This is a genomic window from Bartonella sp. HY038 (assembly GCF_014117425.1).
Taxonomy (GTDB): domain Bacteria; phylum Pseudomonadota; class Alphaproteobacteria; order Rhizobiales; family Rhizobiaceae; genus HY038.
In genome coordinates, this window is record NZ_CP059725.1 from 1,856,709 (window position 1) to 1,879,373 (window position 22,665).

General features: G+C 40.1%; 19 protein-coding genes. 7 read left to right on the top strand and 12 right to left on the bottom strand.

What is annotated here, in order from left to right; all coding sequences use genetic code 11:
• Nucleotides 1-63 precede the first annotated feature (63 nt).
• Both ybaL and H3299_RS08015 read left to right on the top strand, forming a co-directional pair.
• Nucleotides 64-1,836: a YbaL family putative K(+) efflux transporter gene (gene ybaL, locus H3299_RS08010; protein WP_182417178.1), complete on the top strand. Its 1,773-nt coding sequence runs from the start codon at nucleotides 64-66 to the stop codon at nucleotides 1,834-1,836.
• Nucleotides 1,837-1,838: 2 nt separating this feature from the next.
• On the top strand, nucleotides 1,839-2,825 hold the full coding sequence (locus tag H3299_RS08015; protein WP_371739372.1) for a YbhN family protein: 987 nt from the start codon (nucleotides 1,839-1,841) through the stop codon (nucleotides 2,823-2,825).
• A 187-nt stretch (nucleotides 2,826-3,012) separates the two neighbouring features.
• Here the strand turns inward: H3299_RS08015 and H3299_RS08020 are convergent, their stop codons facing one another.
• From H3299_RS08020 to H3299_RS08050, 7 genes are all read right to left on the bottom strand, one after another.
• Nucleotides 3,013-4,056 carry a dihydroneopterin aldolase gene (locus H3299_RS08020; RefSeq protein WP_182417180.1) on the bottom strand — a complete coding sequence of 348 codons (1,044 nt, stop codon included), beginning with the start codon at nucleotides 4,054-4,056 and terminating at the stop codon, nucleotides 3,013-3,015.
• Between the two features lie 108 nt (nucleotides 4,057-4,164).
• Nucleotides 4,165-5,580, bottom strand: a complete 1,416-nt coding sequence (locus H3299_RS08025) for an MFS transporter (RefSeq protein WP_182417181.1) — start codon at nucleotides 5,578-5,580, stop codon at nucleotides 4,165-4,167.
• A 317-nt stretch (nucleotides 5,581-5,897) separates the two neighbouring features.
• Nucleotides 5,898-6,410 (bottom strand): MerR family transcriptional regulator, encoded by a 513-nt coding sequence (locus H3299_RS08030; RefSeq protein ID WP_182417182.1) that lies wholly within the window; start codon nucleotides 6,408-6,410, stop codon nucleotides 5,898-5,900.
• 291 nt (nucleotides 6,411-6,701) lie between these two features.
• Nucleotides 6,702-7,010 carry an integration host factor subunit alpha gene (locus H3299_RS08035; RefSeq protein WP_182417183.1) on the bottom strand — a complete coding sequence of 103 codons (309 nt, stop codon included), beginning with the start codon at nucleotides 7,008-7,010 and terminating at the stop codon, nucleotides 6,702-6,704.
• 104 nt (nucleotides 7,011-7,114) lie between these two features.
• Nucleotides 7,115-8,086: a beta-ketoacyl-ACP synthase III gene (locus tag H3299_RS08040; RefSeq protein WP_182417184.1), complete on the bottom strand. Its 972-nt coding sequence runs from the start codon at nucleotides 8,084-8,086 to the stop codon at nucleotides 7,115-7,117.
• 57 nt (nucleotides 8,087-8,143) lie between these two features.
• Nucleotides 8,144-9,199 (bottom strand): phosphate acyltransferase PlsX, encoded by a 1,056-nt coding sequence (gene plsX / locus H3299_RS08045; RefSeq protein ID WP_182417185.1) that lies wholly within the window; start codon nucleotides 9,197-9,199, stop codon nucleotides 8,144-8,146.
• A gap of 125 nt (nucleotides 9,200-9,324) precedes the next feature.
• The gene (locus tag H3299_RS08050; RefSeq protein WP_182417186.1) at nucleotides 9,325-9,894 is read right to left on the bottom strand and encodes a DUF177 domain-containing protein; all 570 of its coding nucleotides are present in this window, start codon (nucleotides 9,892-9,894) and stop codon (nucleotides 9,325-9,327) included.
• 425 nt (nucleotides 9,895-10,319) lie between these two features.
• Here H3299_RS08050 and H3299_RS08055 point away from each other — a divergent pair, with 425 nt between their 5' ends.
• Entirely contained in the window at nucleotides 10,320-10,829 is a 510-nt protein-coding gene (locus H3299_RS08055) for an outer membrane protein assembly factor BamE (protein ID WP_182417187.1), read from the top strand.
• Nucleotides 10,830-11,016: 187 nt separating this feature from the next.
• On the opposite strand, the gene H3299_RS08060 is transcribed toward H3299_RS08055, so the two are convergent.
• Nucleotides 11,017-11,331, bottom strand: a complete 315-nt coding sequence (locus tag H3299_RS08060) for an AzlD domain-containing protein (RefSeq protein WP_182417188.1) — start codon at nucleotides 11,329-11,331, stop codon at nucleotides 11,017-11,019.
• Entirely contained in the window at nucleotides 11,321-12,085 is a 765-nt protein-coding gene (locus H3299_RS08065; RefSeq protein ID WP_182417189.1) for an AzlC family ABC transporter permease, read from the bottom strand. Before H3299_RS08065 ends, H3299_RS08060 begins: the two co-directional genes overlap by 11 nt.
• 279 nt (nucleotides 12,086-12,364) lie before the next feature.
• Here H3299_RS08065 and H3299_RS08070 point away from each other — a divergent pair, with 279 nt between their 5' ends.
• Together H3299_RS08070 and mfd are read left to right on the top strand one after the other, a co-directional pair.
• Complete coding sequence (locus H3299_RS08070; RefSeq protein WP_182417190.1) at nucleotides 12,365-12,658, top strand: succinate dehydrogenase assembly factor 2; 294 nt, start codon at nucleotides 12,365-12,367, stop codon at nucleotides 12,656-12,658.
• 261 nt (nucleotides 12,659-12,919) lie between these two features.
• Nucleotides 12,920-16,414 (top strand): transcription-repair coupling factor, encoded by a 3,495-nt coding sequence (mfd, locus tag H3299_RS08075; RefSeq protein WP_182417191.1) that lies wholly within the window; start codon nucleotides 12,920-12,922, stop codon nucleotides 16,412-16,414.
• 72 nt (nucleotides 16,415-16,486) lie between these two features.
• Here the strand turns inward: mfd and H3299_RS08080 are convergent, their stop codons facing one another.
• Together H3299_RS08080 and H3299_RS08085 are read right to left on the bottom strand one after the other, a co-directional pair.
• Nucleotides 16,487-17,767, bottom strand: a complete 1,281-nt coding sequence (locus H3299_RS08080; RefSeq protein ID WP_182417192.1) for an MFS transporter — start codon at nucleotides 17,765-17,767, stop codon at nucleotides 16,487-16,489.
• Between the two features lie 188 nt (nucleotides 17,768-17,955).
• Entirely contained in the window at nucleotides 17,956-18,555 is a 600-nt protein-coding gene (locus H3299_RS08085; protein ID WP_182417193.1) for an invasion associated locus B family protein, read from the bottom strand.
• Between the two features lie 810 nt (nucleotides 18,556-19,365).
• Between H3299_RS08085 and mgtE the strand changes: the two genes are divergently transcribed.
• The gene (gene mgtE / locus H3299_RS08090) at nucleotides 19,366-20,778 is read left to right on the top strand and encodes a magnesium transporter (RefSeq protein WP_182417194.1); all 1,413 of its coding nucleotides are present in this window, start codon (nucleotides 19,366-19,368) and stop codon (nucleotides 20,776-20,778) included.
• 49 nt (nucleotides 20,779-20,827) lie between these two features.
• Nucleotides 20,828-21,217 carry a MerR family transcriptional regulator gene (locus tag H3299_RS15725; RefSeq protein ID WP_182417195.1) on the top strand — a complete coding sequence of 130 codons (390 nt, stop codon included), beginning with the start codon at nucleotides 20,828-20,830 and terminating at the stop codon, nucleotides 21,215-21,217.
• Nucleotides 21,218-21,249: 32 nt separating this feature from the next.
• Here H3299_RS15725 and H3299_RS08100 read toward each other — a convergent pair whose 3' ends face one another.
• Entirely contained in the window at nucleotides 21,250-22,248 is a 999-nt protein-coding gene (locus H3299_RS08100) for a DUF1624 domain-containing protein (RefSeq protein WP_182417196.1), read from the bottom strand.
• Between the last annotated feature and the right edge of the window lie 417 nt (nucleotides 22,249-22,665).

The following is a 22,665-nucleotide window of genomic DNA, read 5'->3' on the forward strand; positions in this document are numbered from 1 at the left end:
AATGATTACCATCTCTTATAAAGATAGAACCGATCAAAATTAGCTGCTGGAAAAAAATGTAAGATGGCTCATGCGACTCCCTTAATTACCACGCTTGTTTCTGGTCTTTGTCTTGCATTTATTTTTGGTGCAATCGCCAATAGATTACGTATTTCCCCACTAGTTGGTTATTTGCTCGCCGGTGTTATCGCAGGCCCCCATACACCCGGTTTCCATGCTGATGTCGCTCTTGCCAATGAACTTGCTGAAATTGGCGTGATCCTTTTAATGTTTGGTGTCGGCCTACATTTTTCGATGAAAGATCTGTTATCAGTCAAAGCTATTGCACTTCCTGGTGCAATAGCCCAAATGGCGGTTGCCACCCTACTTGGAATGGGGCTTGGCTTTGTCATGGGATGGAGCCTTGGCACCAGTATTGTTTTTGGACTTGCTCTATCAACTGCAAGTACCGTGGTTTTGTTACGCGCGATGCAGCAACGCCGATTAATCGAAACCGAGCGCGGACGCATTGCTGTTGGATGGCTTATCGTTGAAGATTTAGCCATGGTGCTCGCCCTTGTTTTATTACCCGCCCTTGCCGGTATTCTTGGCGGTGAAGTTCAAACTAGCTCTGATCCATTGATTGCTTGGCTTAATCCTAATATTTGGGGCATTATCGGTCTTACCTTCGCCAAGGTTGGGCTATTCGTTCTTCTTATGATGGTTGTTGGTCGCCGAGTTATTCCATGGGCGCTTAAAATCAGCGCCCAAACTGGGTCGCGTGAATTGTTTAGACTAGCAGTGCTTGCAATAGCACTAGGTGTTGCTTTTGGTGCCGCTCAATTATTTGGTGTGTCTCTAGCTCTTGGTGCATTTTTCGCTGGAATGATCATGAGCGAATCTGAACTTAGTCATCGCGCAGCGGAAGAAACTTTACCTTTGCGCGATGCGTTTGCCGTGTTGTTTTTTGTCTCTGTCGGCATGCTATTTGACCCATTAAAGCTGCTTGATGATTTTATCCCACTTTTTGCAACTTTATTTATTATCATTATTGGTAAATCACTAGCAGCGTATTTTATTGTCCGCCTCTTTCGACGCCCAAATGGAACCGCGCTTACTATTTCAGCAAGTCTGGCGCAGATCGGTGAATTTTCATTCATCCTTGCAGCACTTGGAAAAAACTTAGGATTAATAAATGAAAATGTCCGCGATCTTATTTTAGGTGGCGCAATTATTTCCATTTTAGTTAATCCATTGATTTTTATCCTAGCAGAAAAAATAAAACATCGTCTTGATAAAACAACCAACAGCGAAGTTACCGAGATAGCAGAAAAAAAAGACATTGATGAGCCAATAAAAAGCGATAAAAGTGACCATTTGGTCCTTATCGGTTACGGTGATGTAGGGCAACGAGTTGCAAATGCTCTTCAAAATCAAAATAAGCAAGTCATTATCATTGAAGATGCAATTCGCTTAGCTGAAAAAGCTCGTAGCAATATGTTTGAAACTTTTATCGGTAATGGTGTAGATAAAGAAGTGCTTGATTCTGCTAATATTGAAGCAGCTAGAGAACTTATCCTTGCTATGCATAATACGTTTGAAGCTGGGCAAATTATTACCAATGCCCAATCACTCAATAAAAATTTATTTATTATTGCCCATGCATTATCTGATGCTGAAGCACAATATTTAAAAGATTTAGGAGCCAATATTGTTGTGACAGATGCCGAAGAAATTGCTAATGGGATTATTACGCATCTATTAAAAGATGGTGTAGATGATTCATCAATGGTTACAAACGTTTCCGATGATGAAAATAGGATATATGAAATGAATTTTGAAAGACCAAAGGCGTGAAGATGAAGCAATTCAAAAAATATCTTTGGCCACTTCTAGGCATCATAGTAATGCTCGTTTCATTTCGCATTCTCTATGTCAAACTCAAAGGAATGGAATGGGCACAGGTTTTTGATCGGCTTGGCAGCCTAGATTTACATCATTGGTTGTTGGCTATTTTCTTCGCAATTGCCTCTTATGCTGCACTTGCAGGTTATGATCGCATTGCTCTCAAACATCTTGGCAAAAAGAATATTTCTTGGCTTTTTATAACCATTTGCTCTTTTACCACTTACGCTTTGTCTCATAATATAGGCGCATCAGTTTTTTCAGGCGCAGTTGTGCGTTATCGTGCTTATAGCAAAAAGGGCCTAAGCGGGCCGGAAATTGCCGTTCTTGTTGGATTTTGTTCCTTTACATTTGCACTTGGTACAATTGTCCTATCAGGCTTGGTGCTAGTTTTGCGCCCAGAGCTCATTCAATTGTTTCATGTCGATATACCAAACTGGGTTGCGCTAACCATCGGCTTTGTTTTGCTTGGCCTTGTTGGGCTTTATATTCTAGGCAGCATCTTGCAATTTAAGCCATTAAAAATTGGCAAAAAATTTCAATTGACCTATCCACGTTTTAACATTGTTGTACAACAACTTATTATTGGCCCACTTGAATTATTAGGTGCAGCGGGCATTATATATGCTGTATTGCCTGATGCAGGCAACCCAGGTTTTATCACGGTGCTTGGTGTATTTCTTGCCTCATTCTCGGTTACCTTATTATCAACTGCACCTGCTGGTGGCTTAGGTGTACTTGAAACAATATTTATCGCAGGCATGCCCAATATGGTCGACTCTGATGTCATTGCCGCCCTCATCGTCTTTCGCTTGCTCTACCTTATCATACCGTTATTTTTATCGCTTATTTTTATTGCTGTTTTTGAGTTTAGCCAGTTGGGTAAGAAGCTTAATAATGGTAATGAAAATGCCACAAAAGATGTAAGCCCACCTAGCTAAAATTCTTTAACCTGTTTTAAGTGCAGCGCAAGAAGATCGCGTGAGTACAACCATAAGTTTGATAAAAGACTATTTCATACGCAATTTAAAGTGTTGCTATAAATGTATAACAACACTTATAAAAAGCCAAAGAAATCTACCCTAATAATAAAGCTTTAGGGAACCTTTTAACATGTTATATCTGAGATCAATGGGACTTTTTCACGCGCTCTATCTCAATGCCGACAGATTCTGGTTCAAGCTCCAATTTTTCAACCCTTACAATAACCCGTTGCACACGCGGATAGCTAAGAATAAAAGCAGCAATACGTTCTGCTAAGGTCTCAACCAAATCCACATGGCCTAAAAGAACCAAGCGCTTAATGCCGTCAATGATAAGGTCATAGGAAAAAATATGACGCATGTCTTCTGGATTAACCGATAAGCGTAAAACATCTGCCTTAACTGAAAACCTAACTTTTTGCAGCCGGTTACGCTCATGATTATAGGCACCTATGGCCATAGGCAATACGAAATTATTCACTAAAATACGGTCTGTTCCCAATGCATCACTACAGACAACATCTTCTTTTTCGCGTGGAATAAGCGAACGTATAAGGTCACTTTGCTGTTTGTCCAACCCAGTATTTGTCTTAAATTGTGCTTCATCAAAGCAAAAAATATCGGGTACAAAAGGTAGAAGTCTTGGAATATCTGGTGCCTCGATGCCACCAGTTAAACAGCCTTTCAAACCATTTTTATGGGCTTGCTCAATGAAAATGCCCATATCGACAATTGAAAACTGTCCACTTAGTTTATTTTGATGATGACTTGGCGCGAGCATTACCCCATAGACTCCACAAGAAGCCAAACGCGGTAATAGAGCTAGCAAATCTGGCAATCTTTCAAAATCATCGATTTGTATGATAAGCTGCTTTTTTCGCGCTAATTTCTCGATGTGATCGAAAGTTTCATCCAAGGAAAAAAAAGATATCTCTAGCTTTATAAAGTCATAAGTATTCAAAACTTTTTCTTGTGCAGCAGTATCTTTTATAAAATCGTTTATAAACTCATCCATAGTCATGGATAGTAAAAACGCCGGGCTAGTCTGCCCGTGAGATGTCCAAACAGATGCCCAATGAGCTATTTGCGATTGCTTATGCATATTATAAGAAAAACTAGCAATATCACATGCAAGGTCGATGACATTGCTATTACAGTCGGAATCGAAATTAACAAGCATCTTGGTCATGCAGTTTCCTTAAATTTTGATGGTTAACTTTTAAAATAATTTTAAATAATTGGAAAGTGCTTTTAAAAACAATGCTAGCATAGCGGCTAATTAATCTAAACAACTACTTCAATTTGCATCGTCATTTTTGATATGATGGCTAATGCGCCAAGCATAAGGCATGCCACATAACATTAATATAATTAAGAATACAAATAGTGCTTGCGCAGCAATTATTGTGCCACCTATGCCGCCGGGATTGGTAAGGCCAGCAAAATTGACAATGGTCCCGCTCATTGCTGCACTTAATGCAGTTGAAAAAAGCTGCACAGATGTAAGCGAAGCACTTGCAAGATCAGCATCCTCTTCCTTAGCACTTTGCAAAACTCTGGTCAAAAGATGAGGCCAGATTGTACCTGCGCCAACCCCGATGATAAATAAAGCGAAAGACACCACAATTAAATGAACTGTTGATGTTTCCATTGTTGGCACGAGCCAACATAGGGCTAGCATACCGATGATACATAAAAATGGCGTTGATTTAATAAGTGTTGGCAAATGCTGTGCCCTTACCGTTGCACTAGGCAATGTCCCTGCCGTCCAACCTATACTCATTAATGCCGCCATATAACCGGCAGGCAATGGACTTAGACCATGTAAAACCTGTAAAAATAAAGGGAGATATAATTCTGCACCATTAACTGCAATAGAAAGCGCTAGCATCAAAACATAAATGGCGAACAACTGAGAAGAGGGTGAAAAAGCCCCATCAGGCAACAAGCGATATTTGGCACGCTTATCAACAATTGCCAAAACAAAAAATGCCGCAAGACCTAAAATAAGGCCGCCAATTTTCGCTAAATTGCTTTCCATGGCGCTGCCAGCAGAAATAACAAGAACAAGACCAGTTAACAAGGACAGCTGTAAAATGGGAATAGAATTGCCACGATGGTTTTGCGAGCGTTGCGGCAAAACCGCATAAGCTAAAAACGTAAAAAGAAAAGCTAAAATACTGACCAACCAAAATGCCCAACGCCAACTTTCATACTCTGCAAAAATACCACCAATCGCAGGCCCCAATAAAGTAGATACGCCCCAAACACCCGATATTAAACCCATTGCCAACGGCCATAGGGGGCGCTCAAAAACAATGCGCACCATACTATAGGTCAGAGATAGCAATATACCACCGCCAAAACCTTGAATAACACGGAAACAAAGAAAAATTGGCATGGTAGGTGAAAAACCACAGCCTAATGTACCAATCGCAAAAATCAGGGCAGCAATAATATAAGCCGTTCTTGGTCCAATTAGTGCTAATAATTTTGAAACAAGTGCCGCCCCAATTAAAGATGCAGTTACAAAAAGCGTGGCAGCCCATGAATAATAACGCTCTCCACCAATATCTTGAACAAGAGAAGGTAAAATCGTTACAACAATATAGACATTTATCGCATGAAGCGCCACACCACCAACTAATGTGATTGAGCGAATACCGTTCTTTCCGCCTAAAAGCTGCCCCCAACTTGGTTGCGCCTGTGCCATTGTTTTCACCTATTAAAATGCAGAAGCAATTTTTAAATTTATTTTGAATAATGGTTATTGGTGTATCCCACTTTAAGATCAAGCAACAGCAGGACTGCGCAACACTTGAAGTATTTTGCAGCGATATGATTAATAACCATTATTATGACATTTAGATAAGTTTACTTCTTTGCTAAACTCACGATTAATTTATAAAATCAAATCTTGCAGCCAATTAAACAACAAAAGACTTATACATATAGCAATGGCTTTTTCCTTAATATTTAAATAAAGGAAAAAGCCATTGCTATATGTAGAATTGTCACTCAAAAATTTGTCTATTGGGTGCGGGCGCGATCAAGCAAACGCTTACATTCAATAAGTTCAAATAAAGCTTCTTGCAAGAGGGTTGAGCTATCCTTAGATAATTTGGGCTTACGTGCCCCTAAAGCCTCATCATCTTTAACAAGCCCAAAGAACTTACGCCCGCTTTTATTGTCAGGAATAATATCATCAGGAAATAAATCTTCTGATTGCTCCTGCTGTTTCTTTCTGGCAATTTCCTCAGCTGCATCAATATTGCCCTGACCAATTGCAGAAACAAAGGCTACACCATTTTCTTTTAAAAGCTTTTGTACACCTTTAATCGTATAACCTTCATCATAAAGAAGCCGCTTAATACCAGTAATAAGATCAACATCATTAGGACGGTAAAAACGCCGCCCCCCTGCCCGCTTCATCGGCTTTACTTGAGGAAAGCGCGTTTCCCAAAATCGCAAAACATGCTGCGGAATTCCAAGCATATCGGCAACTTCGCTAATAGTACGAAATGCTTCAGGACTTTTTTCCATAACATAGTCTCCTCGATGAAAAATTCATCATTATTTGGGGCATGCGCAATATACGAACCACTAATAAAATTGCTTTATCAATGACTGATTTGCTATTAAAAATCAACAAAGCAGAAATTAGGCATTTTTGATTACGAAAATAAACAATTTTAATATTTCAATTTGGTGAGAAATAAAAAGCGTTTAAAACGAAAATGATCGGACAAGCCGATCATTTTATCACTATAAATATCAAAAATGCTTCATAGCACAATGACAGCATAGTTATCAAAACATATTTAGCAACAAAACTTATTTGCCAACTGAATGACCATCAATAACGCGCTTTTTTAGCACATTAGATGCCTTAAAGGTCATAACCCGGCGTGGACAAATTGGCACTTCCTCACCAGTTTTAGGATTACGGCCAATACGTTCATTTTTATCACGTACTTGAAATGTTGCAAAAGAAGACAATTTCACTGTCTCACCTTTAACAATCGCGTTACAGACTTCATCAATGATCATTTCAACCAAAGCTGCAGACTCTGTCCGTGATAATCCGACTTCCCTGCAGACAGCATCAGCTAAATCTGCACGTGTTACGGTTTTACCTGCCATAACTCGCAATCCTTCAAATTTTAATTACTTACTTAATTTGTTTATACTTTTTCTATTCAAACGGTCAAGGCTCTTTTGCAAGCAAACGCTGAATAAATGCATTTTTACCAGCGTAATAAGATCGCACCCCAAGTAAAGCCGCCGCCCATAGCTTCAAGTAATACAAGATCACCTTTTTTTATACGTCCGTCTTTAACGGCAGCTTCAAGCGCCAGTGGAACCGAAGCTGCGGATGTATTGCCATGCTCATTGACGGTAACAACCACTTTACTATCGGGAATATTCATCTTTTTAGCAGATGCATCAATAATTCTTTTATTTGCCTGATGGGGAACAAACCAATCAAGATCATCAACATTAACCTTTGCAATAGCAAAGCAATCTTCGATCACATCGGTGATCATACCTACAGCATGTTTGAAGACTTCACGCCCCTGCATGCGTAAATGACCTGTTGTTTGCGTTGTCGATGGCCCACCATCAACAAAGAGCTTCTCCATATGCGAGCCGTCAGAACGCAATTTTGCAGCTAAAATACCACGATCATTTGTCGTGCCTTTTTCCTCTATCGCCTCAACGATAACTGCGCCAGCCCCATCACCAAACAGAACACATGTTGTACGGTCCTGCCAATCAAGAATACGAGAAAAGGTTTCAGCACCAATAACCAAAACACGCTTAGCCATTTGGCTGCGCACATAATTATCGGCTGTTGTAAGTGCAAAAACAAAGCCAGAGCAAACCGCCTGAATATCAAATGCAAAACCATGCTTCATACCAAGCGCATGTTGAATTTCAGTCGCCGACGAAGGAAAAGTATGATTAGGTGTTGCCGTTGCCAAAATGATAAGATCAATATCATCAATGGTTAAATTGGCATTTGCTAGGGCAGCTTGCGCCGCTTTTACACCTAAAGAAACCGTCGTTTCATCAGGATCGGCAATATATCTTTGCTCAATACCAGTACGTTGGACAATCCAAGCATCTGAGGTTTCAACAATATTTTCAAGCTCAGAGTTTTTCACAACCCGGCGCGGCAAAGCAGCACCAATACCGCAAATCACAGATCGTATCATTCTATAAACCTCAATTGCCCGCTTTTCGCGGTTTTATAATATCTTTATTCAAAACAATCATTCGCCGTTTTCCTCGTCCGACAATGATAGTTTGCTCTTATGCTCGCGAAAATATGCAAGATCAACTGCAATTTTTTCAAGAAGCTCATTTCGTACCATTTCATGCCCAACACGTAAAGCAGAAGCGAAGCCTTCTGCGTCGGTTCCGCCATGACTTTTTATAACAACACCATTAAGACCAAGCAAAACACCGCCATTAACGCGGCTTGGATCTAACTTTTCACGCAAGGTTTTAAAAGCGCTTTTTGAAAAAAGATAGCCAATTTTCGTCCAGATTGAGCGTTGCATAGCCTGTTTTAAAATTTCAGCAATTTGTCTTGCGGTTCCCTCAGCAGCCTTTAAAGCAATATTGCCGGTAAATCCTTCGGTAACAACAACGTCGACAGTGCCTTTTCCTATATCGTTTCCTTCAACAAACCCCTTATATTCAAGCCCTTCAAGCTCAACTTGCTTTAAAATTTGCCCCGCTTTTTTGATTTCATCAAGGCCTTTAACCTCCTCAACTCCAACATTCAACAGACCAACGGTTGGACGTTTTATTCCATAAAGAGCACGGCACATGCCCGCGCCCATAACTGCAAGATCAATCAACTGATTCGCATCAGCGCCAATCGTTGCGCCAATGTCCAACACAATGCCTTCACCGCGTAGATTTGGCCAAATGCCAGCAATGCCAGGACGCTCAGCTTCTGCAAGCATTCGTAAAGAAAAATAAGACATAGCCATTAACGCGCCAGTATTGCCCGCTGAGACACAAGCATCTGCCTCACCTTTTTTAACGGCTTCAACAGCGAACCACATCGACGATTTATTTCGCCCATTGCGTAAGGCTTGACTTGGCTTTTCATCCATACCTGTTGCAGTTTCGGTTGCAACAAAGGTTGAAACAGCTTTTAGCTGTGGATATTTAGCCAGTACTGGCTCTACCTGATCAGCCAAACCATAAAAAATTAATTCCATATCGGGATAGTGTTTGATCGCGATCGCGGCACCGGCTATTGTCACTTCTGGGCCGATATCGCCCCCCATCGCATCGACAGCAATTTTGATCACAAGTATTGTCCCTGATTCATAGATAAAGATATCTGTAATAAGTTTTAAGATATTTAAGCCAATTTAAAGCGGCAAAATAACGTTTTTCTTGCCACAAACAACAATTAATTTAATTTTTTTTTCGATTATTTCTGCTTTAAACCACTTAAAACTGCGAAAGGCGAAGGCTTCTTTTCATTGCTAGCATCTGTTTTTGCAAATTCCACCCCTTCAAACTCTACCCCTGAGGCGCGAGGATAAGAATCAATTGCCAATTCAAAAAACTCCTCAACAATAGCCCCAACATCAATTTCAGTTCCTTTAAAACTATCGGGTACGTCTGGCCCATCAGGATCTAAAAACAATTCATGGGCATTATTTTGGACAATTTCCGATAAACGGCTACCTTCTGGAACCAATATTAATTCAATATCTTCTTCAATAACGCTATCAACAGGCTGAGCACTAATTATACATTCTTGAATTATTTTTGCATGTAATTTGCCGCTGAGCTTTACACCTTGCCGTTTCCATGGGTTGATATGTATTGTCGCCTCGAAAAACGTGACGTCAAGCAGATTATGATTTTTAGCCAGTGCCTGCCGTTCCTTTTCATCCGTTTTTAAAGTTAAATCAACTCCCTTGGGGGGCAATGAACGGATATTGACAGGAAATGCCAAAGCAAATGCCATAAGAGTGTTCGCATTGTTTGACATAATAAATCCTTTCAATTGTTCAATAGGCTACACCTTGCAGCTAAAAAAATTATAGCGTTTTTCAACCTAAATCCAAGATATAAAATTAATTCCAGTAAAAACTTAAGCACATAAAATCAACAGCCATACATTTTTTAAAATAGATCTATAATAAATGGGGGATAATTATGCAAATTAAATAAAAAAATTGCATTTTTGTCGTATTTTCTACAAATTCGCCTTGCTGATGCCAAGATCTCGTTATTAACGTCAAGACGATTATTTATTTTGAAATGGTCAAAATTATCAAAGATTTTGTGGTTTTTGTCTGGATTGGTAAGACTTTTGCGCATATCTATGGTTGCAAATGTATTAAAGCTAGTTTACCTCATAGACAGCTTTATATAACCAAACGGGGCCAGCCCTAAACCATGCCATAAAAGGAGATGTCCTTGTCGCGCATAAATTTTGCCCGAAAGCGTTTTAAAAACGGAATAACCATTGCATTGCTTGCTGGTGTTGCCTTTGCAACAACTGCGTGCAATACAACTGATCTTCTAAAAACAAGCCAGACTTATGTTGAAGGTTATGTAGTTGATCAAGAAGCTCTTGATTCAATTCCGGTTGGATCAAGCCGTGATCAAGTATTGCTTGCTCTTGGAACTCCTTCAACAACAGCAATATTTGACAATGAGGTATTTTATTATATTTCGCAAACGCGTTATCGCGGTGCGCAATTCATGAAAGCTAAAATTATCGATCGCAAAATTTTGGCTATCTATTTTGATGGACAAGGTATCGTCAAAAAAATTGCAAATTATGGCTTACAAGACGGTCGTCTGTTTGATTTTGCTTCTAACACCACACCAACAGGTGGTCGTGATCAATCATTCCTCAACCAGTTAATTACTGGTACATCAGCAGCACCTGCTGGCATTCCAACAACAGGTCGTTAAGTAAAGATATTAAATGCATGCGCTTGATTAATTTTCAAAGCGCATGCACAGTTATAAATTAAGGTATTTTGTTGCAACACAGCAATTGCATAATTTAATGCTTCATATTTTTAGTTATACGAATTAAAACCATCAGTAAATCTAAATGCTAAAGCATTTTCTTCATCATACAGCTATAAATTAAAAGCTATATATTTTGAAACAGTAAAAAGCCTAGAATACTTGCTATTACAGCTACAAACAAGCTTCGCGTTGCAAAACCAGCAATAAATGATGCAAGTGTTGCAAGCAATGCCACTGACATCCCAAAAGAAGTAACTTCCTGCTTACCCATTACCTCAACCGTTATGATAGCGGTTAAAATAGCCGTTGGCACAAATGATAGCCAATTGCGTATAATGACAGGAAAAGGGCGATGAGCCAAAACCATAATTGGAAAAACACGAATAATAAACGTAACCAATGCTGATGCTGCAATTGCAGCCAAAATATTAGCGGTCATTATTTTTTCCTTTCGTCTTCTTTGGCCGCCACATTAAAACAATGGTTGCAATAGTTGCGGCAATGATCGTTGCTATAAGAGTGGAAAGGTTTTCCAATATCTTGTCTGTAGAAAACAGATCATGAGTTAAAACAATTACTGCAACAGCAATAACCATGACAATAATATCAAGAATACGAGTTCTGCTGGCAAACCAACCAAGCAATAACAGGCCAACGAACATGCCAACAAGACTAAAAGACAAACTATCACGCAACCAAAGCGGCAAAAGTGAAGCAAAAAAACTTCCTACCAAATTGGCAAAAATCCAGCTTAACCACGCGGTTACATTTAGACCAAGAAGCCAATAAAATGGTAATTGATTGTTATTTTTCAATGCATATTGCGATGCAACGCCAAAAGTTTCATCGGTAATCAACGCTCCAGCCACCAATTTTTCCCACCAAGAAGACTTTGAAAAAAATTGCGACATATAGGTGTTAATCAGCAAATAGCGTAAATTTATAAACCCAATAGCCAATGCAATAGCAATCACCCCTGCCCCAGCTGCAGCAAATTGATAAAACAAAAATTGCGCAGATCCTGCATAAATAAATACACTCATCATAACAATTTCAAAAGTTGAAAAGCCAGTTACATTTCCAACCGCCCCACAGGCAAAGCCAATAGCCCAATAACCAAGCAGTGTTGGAATACAGGCTAAAAACCCAGCATATAGGTGCTTAATTTTGGTTATTTCACATTTGTTTTGCATCTTAAATCTTATTTTTAATTAGCATATTTAAAAGCTATAATTGCACCTTATAAATTGCCAAAATAATTGATTAAACATTTTTTGATCTCTATCAATTCACAAAAAATACATTAAAGTTTATGTAAATCTTTAGGCCCTGTGGCTTCAACACCTTCTAATCAATTTAAGCTCGTTTAGATAGCCTAAATACCTTGGAAGCATTCTTATATGTGCAAAAAAGCTTCACAGCATGAAAAAACTCATTTATAGATCAAAAAACATTAAAAAGGAGAACTGCCAATGACTGGCTCCAAAGCCGTCACTACCGATCTTGATGCACGAAGACGCAAAATAATTTTTCGCGCGTGGCATCGCGGGATTCGTGAAATGGATCTTATCCTTGGTCAATATGTTGATGCCCATATAGCACAAATGACAGATCTTGGCCTTGATGAACTTGAACATATTATGTCATTTGAAGATCGCGATCTTCTGACATGGGCAACAGGAGAAATTCCTGTACCTGCAGATGTTGATTCTCCTTTATTTCGAGACATATTAGATTATCGCACTAGGATGGATTTTCCAGCCTAAATGCTTATATACCCATACAAATCATATGCATTTACTATTTGGTAGATGCTAAAACCATTTACCAAACTGATATTGAGAATTAAAATCGCCTGCCTAACCATTATAAGTGACGACTATTTAACGCGTAATATCTGCTTTAAGTTTAAGTCGTTAAATCTTTATTTTAGACTTTTCTATTGATTAAAATTCACGATTGCAAAACTGACACGAATAATTGCTACTTTGCAATTAATTTCCTTTACCTATCTAAATGATTGAGACATGGCTGTATTTTCAAAATTTTTACTTTCGCAAATCTCTGCCCCTCATGTCATCATTGACAATGTGCTAGAAGGTTATCAACCTTTTGCACTTTCAAAATTGGTGGAGGAATCTGGCGGTCCTATTTTGTTTATTGGCCGCGATGGTCAAAAGCTTGATGATATTGAAAGCGCAATCAAATTCATCAATCCAGATTTGCCAATTTTGCAATTTCCAGCTTGGGACTGCCTTCCCTATGATCGTGTTTCACCAAGTCAGGTTATTTCAGCGCGTCGCCTCGCAGCTCTTGGTGCCATGGCAGCATTACGGGAAAAGCCGCATCAAGCACTTATTTTAACCACTGCCAATGCGGTATTACAAAGACTTCCCCCACGTAAAGCCTTGCAAGATGAACTTATTCATGCGCGGCCTGGTCAAAGCTTTGCTATGGATAAATTGCTTGAACATCTTAGCAAAAATGGTTTTGAGCGGGTTACGACTGTACGCGATATTGGCGAATATGCCGTACGCGGTGGTATTGTGGATCTTTTTGCGCCAGGCGACAGCGAGCCGGTTCGACTTGATTTTTTTGGCGATACGCTTGAAACTATTCGCGCCTTTGATCCTGCAAGCCAGCGCACAACTACCACGCGCAAAAGCTTTTCCTTGCAACCAATGAGCGAGATCACGCTTTCAAAAGAGCGGATAAGCCATTTTAGAAAAGCTTATATCCAGCGTTTTGGCGCCCCGCAACCGGGTGACGCGCTTTATGAAGCAATTTCTGAAGGCCGTCGTTTTGCTGGTATGGAACATTGGTTGCCATTATTCTTTGACGAGATGGACACGATTTTTGATCATTGTGGCGCAATGCCAGTTATCTTTGATCATTTGGCCGCAGAGGCGATGGATGAGCGCCATGCGCTCATTTGCGAATATTACGAATCGCGCCGAGAAGGCGAACTTATCAAAGGCACGGCGCAGGCAACTCCTTATCATCCGCTAGTACCTGATTTACTGTACCTTTCTCCAGTAAAGCTATTTGCCGCACAAAAGCAAAGTGGTCAACGCATTGACTTTACGCCATTTTCAATGCCTGATGTTGGAACGGCCCGTCTTATCCACGCTAAAACAAGCAGCGTGCGTGACTTCGCGCCTGAACGCAATGATGATAATATCAATCTTTTCAGCGCAGTTGTTGACTATCTTGCAATGTTACGGGCAGAGGGTAAAAAAATATTACTTGCTGGTTGGAGCGAAGGATCGCTTGATCGGCTTTGTCAGATATTAGATGAGCATGGCTTGAAAAAGGTCGAAAAAGCCTCATCGCTTGCAATTGTTAAAGCAACACCGCGTGATCGCATTACTGCCGGTATTGTAACCATTGAGCATGGTTTTGTTGCTGAAGACTTAATCGTCATTGCCGAACAAGATATTCTTGGCGACCGACTTATCCGCCAAGCCAAAAGACGCAAGAAAAATGCCAATTTCATTAGCGAATCAACCTCGCTTAATAGTGGCGATATTGTTGTGCATGTCGATCATGGTATTGGACGGTTTATTGGCCTTAAAACTATTACCGCGGCAGGCGCCCCTCATGACTGCCTTGAACTTCACTATGCTGGCGATGATCGACTATTTTTGCCGGTTGAAAACATTGAGTTGCTATCACGCTTTGGTGGTGAGGCAAGCGAAGCGATGCTTGATAAATTGGGCGGTGTTGCCTGGCAAGCCCGCAAAGCCAAGCTCAAAAAACGCCTGCTTGAAATGGCTGGTCAACTCATTAAAATTGCAGCTGAACGGCAAATGCGCCATGCGCCCGCGCTCATTCCACCCGCAGGGCTTTATGACGAATTTATTGCCCGCTTTCCTTATGATGAAACCGAAGACCAGCAAAATGCTATTGATGCAGTGGTTGATGATTTGGGCCTTGGACGCCCGATGGATCGCCTTATTTGCGGTGATGTAGGCTTTGGTAAAACTGAAGTTGCTATTCGTGCGGCCTTTGTTGCCGCTCTTAATGGTTATCAAGTGGCGGTCGTTGTACCCACCACGCTTCTTTCACGCCAACATTATAAAACTTTCGTCCAACGTTTCCAAGGCTTGCCGATTAATATTGGTCACGCATCGCGCCTTGTCACATCAAAAGAACTAACTGCTACTAAAAAAGGTATTGCTGAAGGCACGGTTGATATTGTTGTTGGTACTCATGCTTTGCTTGGCAAAACCATAGATTTTGCTAATTTAGGCATGCTTATCATCGATGAAGAACAGCATTTTGGTGTTAAGCATAAGGAGCGGTTAAAAGAGCTAAAAAGTGATATTCATGTTTTAACTCTTTCTGCAACGCCTATTCCGCGCACATTACAACTTGCTTTAACTGGCGTTCGTGAATTATCACTTATTGCAACGCCACCAGTTGATCGTATGGCAGTGCGCACCTTTATCTCGCCTTTTGATCCTTTGATTTTGCGTGAAACCTTATTGCGCGAGCATTATCGCGGTGGACAAAGTTTTTATGTTTGCCCTAGAATCTCAGACCTTGATGAAGTGAAAGAATTTTTAAGCAGCCATGTACCTGAACTAAAGGTTGCAACCGCTCATGGTCAAATGGCACCAGGCCAGCTTGACGATATCATGAATGCCTTTTATGATGGGCAATATGATGTGTTGCTTTCAACGTCCATTGTTGAATCAGGACTTGATATTCCAACTGCCAATACACTTATCGTCCACAGAGCAGACATGTTTGGCCTTGCAGCGCTTTATCAATTACGTGGCCGTGTTGGTCGCTCGAAACAACGGGCTTATGCTTTGTTTACTTTGCCTGCTTCACGCATCCTCACTCCACAAGCAGAACGGCGCTTAAAAGTATTACAATCGCTTGATACTCTCGGCGCAGGTTTCCAACTCGCGAGCCACGACATGGATATTCGTGGTGCAGGCAATCTTCTTGGTGATGAGCAATCAGGTCATATTAAAGAAGTTGGTTTTGAACTTTATCAACAAATGTTGGAAGAGGCCGTTGCTGAAATGAAGGGCACAGGCGAAGTTGAAGACAACCAATGGTCACCGCAAATTGCTATTGGTACGGCAGTGATGATTCCTGAGAATTATGTACCAGATTTGCAACTACGCCTTGGGCTCTATCGCCGTCTATCAGACCTTGAAAACGCGCAAGAAATTGATGCATTTGGCGCGGAACTTATCGATCGCTTTGGCGCAATGCCGCTAGAAGTGCAACATCTATTAAAGATAGTTTACATTAAAGCCCTTTGTCGTAAGGCTAATGTTGAAAAAGTTGATGCAGGCCCTAAAGGTGTGGTTATTCAATTCCGCAATGGCACATTTGCTAATGGGGTGGGCTTGGTTAAATATATTGCTGAGCAGGGTTCCATGGCAAAAATCCGCCCAGATCAAAGCATTGTCTTTATTAGAGATTGGCAAAGTGCTGAAAAGCGGCTTAATGGCACTGCGCTCGTCATGACACAACTTTCTAAACTTGCTGAAAGTGCATAATCAAAATGCGCTGGCTTAAATCAATTAGCCAACGCATTATTTTGTATTATAGATCAAATAGATAAGCTATTCTTAGCTTTTTGATATTTTAGGCTCAATAAAAAACAATGTCGCCACAATACACATAATATTGGTGATGATAAGATAATAAGCAGGTGATAGCGGATTTTCACTATATTGAAGTATAAAAGTGAAAATCGGCTGCGCTGTTCCGCCAAAAATAGTAATTCCAAAAGCGTAGGTCATCGAAAAACCACTTGCCCTTATATATTGCGGAAAACTCTCGCAAAGCAGTACCACCAACCCAGCACCACTTATATTTTGCAAGGCGGTAAAGACAATAATCACCGCATAGAATACAAAAACATTGCTATAAAGGTTTGCAACATAAAGCCCCGGAAACAGCAAAAACAACAAAATAATGCGCGGAATAATAATGGTTTTTTTGCGCCCAAAGCGGTCGGCGCATAGACCGCCAATCAAACCAAAACATACCATAGCAATACCCATGATAAGAGTAGAAATCATGGCATAGTCGGCAGTTAATTTAAGCTCAGTTAAAGCATAAGTGGTCATGTAATTTAAGAAATATTGGGTGATTGTTGCACCAGATAAGACAAGCATGCCTAAAATTATCATCCGCCGATATTTTACCCACGCATTAATAACAAGTTCATGCGATGACATTGCGGCTAAAGATTTTGGAGCATGATAGGTTTCTTTTAAATGACGCCGCATGAATAGACCAAGCGGCAAAATCATCAAACCAACAGCGAAGGGAATACGCCACCCCCAACTCGCCAACTGTTCAGGACTTAAATATTTGGCAAGGAAAAAACCAAATAAACCAGCAGTAATTGCTGCGCAGCCTTGCGCCACAATTTGCCAACTGGTAAAAAACGCCCGCTTATTGGCTGGTGCGGCCTCCATCATAAAAGTAATTGAAGGTCCAGCCTCACCACCCCAAGCAAGCCCTTGAAGCAAACGGATAATAATCAATAAGATAGGGGCTAAAATGCCAAGTGTTGCAAAGCTAGGTAATACAACCATGCCACCAGTACCAATAGCCATAAGCACCATGGTCAGCAGCATAGCGGCTTTACGGCCGGCTTTATCTGCATATTGACCGATAAAAATAGCTCCTAAGGGGCGCGCAACAAAACCAACAGAAAAGGTCATAACCGAGCCAAGCAAACTGGTTAGCTCATTTTGGGAAGGAAAAAAAGCTTTGGCGATGATAACCGCAAATGCTGCGTATAAAGTAAAATCAAAAAACTCGATAGCATTGCCAAGCACAACCGCTGCGACGTCTCGCTTTGGAATAGAATGTTGTTGATCTTTTTGTTGGTCCATAACAATTCCATCTTTTGATCATTTGGTTTGAATACTATTTCATGGACAAATTAAAATTATTCACTAAAGCAACTTCACAAGGGTAGAAGGTGCTATTCCAATAAAAAAGATAAAGTCAAGCATTCAAAAAAAATCCCATTCGTGGTTTCCATGAATGGGATTTTATTATTTAAAACGGGTTTTAAATATTAATTCTTGCTTGCTTGCAATCTTTCAAGGGCTTTCGTCATGCCTTTAAGTGAGAACTCCACATCAGCAACTTGATTATTCATGACCATAAAGCGCGCCTTACCTTCATTACCCTTTTTAAAGGTGGCAAGGGTTTTTTCATCCAAAAGCACCTGCGCCCAGCAACCTTGCTGGTTGCAATAACGGAACGGCAACTGCATGACATTTTGCTTTTCAACTGTGAAAAGGATGCCTTCAAGTAAGAAGACATTAAGCGGTACAACGGTCGTCAACATAAGCACTGGCTTATCGCCTGGCTTTTCGCCATTTACCTGAGCAATAGCCATGATCAAAACATTGGCCGTACGGTCGCCTTGTTTTGCTTGGCGAATTTGTAAAACTTCACAATTTTTTGTAAATTGATCACTAACCTTAACATCTGTACAACGATAGACCCAATCACCAAACGTTTCAGTTTGAACATTTGCCGGAGCACCGCCATTATCTCCTGCTGCTGGCTGATTGCGAACGAGGCCTTGATTTGCATCTTGTGCAATCGCAGGCACAGCAAACATGGCAACACAAATTGCACTAATAGCGCTGAGGATATTAAACTTCATTTACTTGCTCCAATTAGATGACTAGCTACTATTGTCTAGATTGGACAATATCATCAATAAAACCAGCCAAATATTTTTAAACTTATATATTCTAGCATAGCCAACAGGTTTTTAAACATTCGCTATAAGCCATTTTCATGTATTATACATAAATTAATAGAACTTAAAATAATAGAGCAAACATCATCAAACATTGTTGCATCACTTAAAACTTACCTGACAAATAATTATGCTTATAAAATGACAAACCATAATTTTTTGTTTTTTAAACACAATACTATCAATTCAACAAACATAAGCACATCATTGCGGTTTCAAAAAATTTTGCATTACGTTCAATATCGCCTTTTAAAGCAAATTGCGATACAATTTCTTGTTAATCTTGCGTTTAAACCCAACAAAATTCAATTTTACTAATATTTTTAACAATGATCTACCATACATGAAGTTAATTAAGTTAAAAGGATAATATTTCAAGGATTTTGTCATAAGCAATAAGCATTTCCCAAAAAAATAAAGAGCCATGGGAAATTGCTTTTCTCAAGGGTACCCATAAAGATAACTCAACCTAAAAGATTCTTGAATTAAACATTAGATCAACATACAAAACGCCTAAAAACCTAAAAAATTGGCTGTAGATAAATGAGCAAAAGACCACTATCCTGTTGATTGCGTACACAGCCATACATCGCGCCTTGTTTACAAGCCCTTCCAAAAAATAGTTTAATTCCAAAATTAATGCATATTTTGTCATTAATATGTTTTAACAATGAAACCACTTTAAAACCGCTAACACAAGAATCAATATCTATGAGCGAAGCAAATCCAAACAAAGCAGACAATCGCGAATTTCCAGCGGTTGATATTTATAATGAAGACGGCGTTATTTCAGGACAATTTCTGGAAGCGGTTGAAAATGCAGTTTTAGAAAATAATGCACTCTTTTTGGATGAAAATGTCGCCTCACTTCATCCCTCAGAACTTGGTCACCTTATTGATGCGTTAGAGCCGGAGCAACGCCCTGAGCTTATCATGCAACTTGGTGAGAGTTTCGACTTTACAGCCCTTACCGAAGTAGATGAGGCTGTGCGCCTTGAAATTATGGACGCGCTACCAACGCAGCAAATTGTCGAAGGTGTGCAAGATATTGATTCCGATGATGCGGTTTATCTGCTTGAAGATCTTGATGATGACGACCGACAAGAAATCCTTGCTAAACTTCCCTTTACGGAACAAGTTCGCCTTCGCCGTTCGCTCGATTTTCCAGAAGAAAGCGCTGGCCGCCGCATGCAAACAGAATTTGTTGCAGTGCCACCATTCTGGACCATTGGTCAAGTTATTGATTATATGCGGGAGGAGCAAAATTTACCGGATCATTTTTCGCAAATATTTGTCATTGATGCGACATTTAGGCTTATGGGTAGCCTCGATCTTGACCGTTTATTACGCACTCAAAGACCGGTACGTGTTGATGAGGTAATGCATGAAGCACGCCATGTCATTCCAGCGACGATGGATCAGGAAGAAGCTGCGCAAATTTTTGGCCAATATGACTTGCTATCCGCTGCAGTTGTAGATGAAAATGATCGCTTGCTTGGTGTTTTAACCATTGATGACGTGGTTGATGTTATCCAGCAGGAAGCTGAAGAAGATTTGATGCGCATGGGCGGTGTTGGCGATGAAGAACTCTCGGACAGTGTTTTATCAACCGCTAAATCGCGCTTACCTTGGCTATCAGTCAATTTGCTTACAGCTCTCGCATCAGCCTCTATTATTAGTATTTTTGACGGTACTATTAAAGAAATGGTGGCACTTGCTGCCCTTATGCCTATTGTTGCCTCTATGGGCGGTAATGCTGCCACCCAAACTATGACGGTAACGGTACGCGCCGTTGCGACAAAAGACATTGATATCTACAACGCTGCCCGCGTTATTCGCCGCGAATTGACGATAGGACTGTTAAACGGCACGCTTTTTGCTTTACTTATTGGCACAGCTGCTGGTTTGCATTACTGGTCAGCAGACCTTGGCTGTATTATAGCGGCTGCAATGGTGATCAATATGCTTGCTGCGGCATTAGGCGGTATTTTAACTCCGCTATTGTTAAACCGCTTTGGCGCAGATCCTGCCATTGCATCATCAGTATTTGTCACTATGATTACTGATGTTGTAGGTTTTTTTTCATTCCTCGGACTGGCGGCTTGGTGGTTTGGTCTTTGGTAAAGCCACAAGCCCAATAAAGCAACAAAGACTCTTACGGGGTTAGAATGATATGATACGCGAATTTTACACCATAAAAGACCTTACCAAGGAATTTAACATTACCCCAAGAACACTGCGTTATTATGAGGATGAAGGCCTTATTCAACCCATAAGACAAGGCCGCATGCGCCTTTATTCTCAATTAGATCATAATAGAATTACTGCAATTTTGCGTGCAAGACGACTTAATTTTTCGTTAGACGAAATTCAACAATTATTACACATAAACGATCATGCCTCGCAAGATGGTCAAACTTTGCGTCATATTCTTGACCACATCAATACGCAGCGCCAGAAGCTTAAACAAATGCGCCAAGATATAAATGATCAATTAGATGATCTTGAGCGCCTTGAAGATCGCTCATTTGAACGTTTGGCCGAACTTGGCGTAATGCGGTAATAAGCTTAATTTAGTGTTTTTAAAATACGCAGTTAATTTGCATTCTGCGCAGGAGTTTCCAATACATCATCGCCAACAAGACAAGTTGAACGAATATGATCAACACGATCATCAGTTAGATCTATAAGCCCATGTAAAAAATCGGCTAAAAGACCTTGTTTGTCCAACTCATCAAAAGCACAGGCGCAAAATTTCGTGCTTTCATCATCTCCCAATCCAGCAAATTTACGACATTCATTTTCCGCAGTAACCCTTATTTCAGCAATTGTTGGCTCACGTGGCGGAATTATACTAGAATATACAAAAAATCCCGCCATTAAAATTGGCTGATGAATAAGATAGATAAGAAGCGTATGGCGACCAAACCATTGTAACATTCGGTTTAAAAAATTTGGTTTGATACCAGCCTGCAAAAGCGACAAAACATTTAACTTATCCATTAACTGCGCAAGGGTTAAGCCTAGCAGACCTGCGGAAAACCATGGGAAGAATGGTACATAATCAAAAGTTGATGGTGGCGCCGGATTTAATCCTAGCCATAAAAATATATTTCCATAAACAGGGGGTAAAAAATTTGGTGCATAAAACACGGCTGCAGCAACAATGACATTAATTAGCCAAGGCATACGCAAAAACAACAAGCCAACAAAACTAGTTAAGGCGATTTCATGTAGAATACCAAAATAAATGAAATTATCAGGCAGAATATAAAAGGTCGCTAAGCTTACCAAACCGGCTGCAAAAATGATAGCAATAAATCGCCGCGTAAATGCATGCCAGTTTATTCCATTGCTATGCGCAAGATAAAGGCTAAAGCCACTTAAAAACAAAAAGCTACTGGCGACAATATGGGCCAAATCCGTCAGCCAACCATTAGCTATTGTATCAGCCGAAATATAGCGAAAATAAGCAAGATCCCAGCTAAAATGGAATACCACCATGCCAATTAACGCAATAGCACGCAATATATCAAGCTTTTGCAACCGCAATCGCTTTTGTGGGGTATTATTGACCGCGCTTGTCTTTATCATAAAATCTACAACCCCACGAATTTCAATATGCAGTAATATTGCAGCTATAAACTAAATAAATAGAATATTTCAAGTTCAGCATGATCAATAATTTTTCACCCAACCGTCAATAACATTATTTGATAGCTGCGCCAATCATGGCAGATTTTGCGAATATATTTATATTATCACCAAGAAGCATAATTATCACCTATTATTGAAGAGAAAAGCAGCGCAAAAAACAAACTAAAATTTTGCAGCTATATTTATCACCATTTAGATTAAAGCCAGTTTCATAAAGTCAAAAGCTATTGCTTTTATTAAGCATTTTTAAAGATACATCCTTAAGGCGAAAAATAACTTTAAAAAAATTTTAATGAAATCTAGGCTTAGATCATCATGTTTTTCAAAGCCTCCGCGATTATCTCATGAACAAAT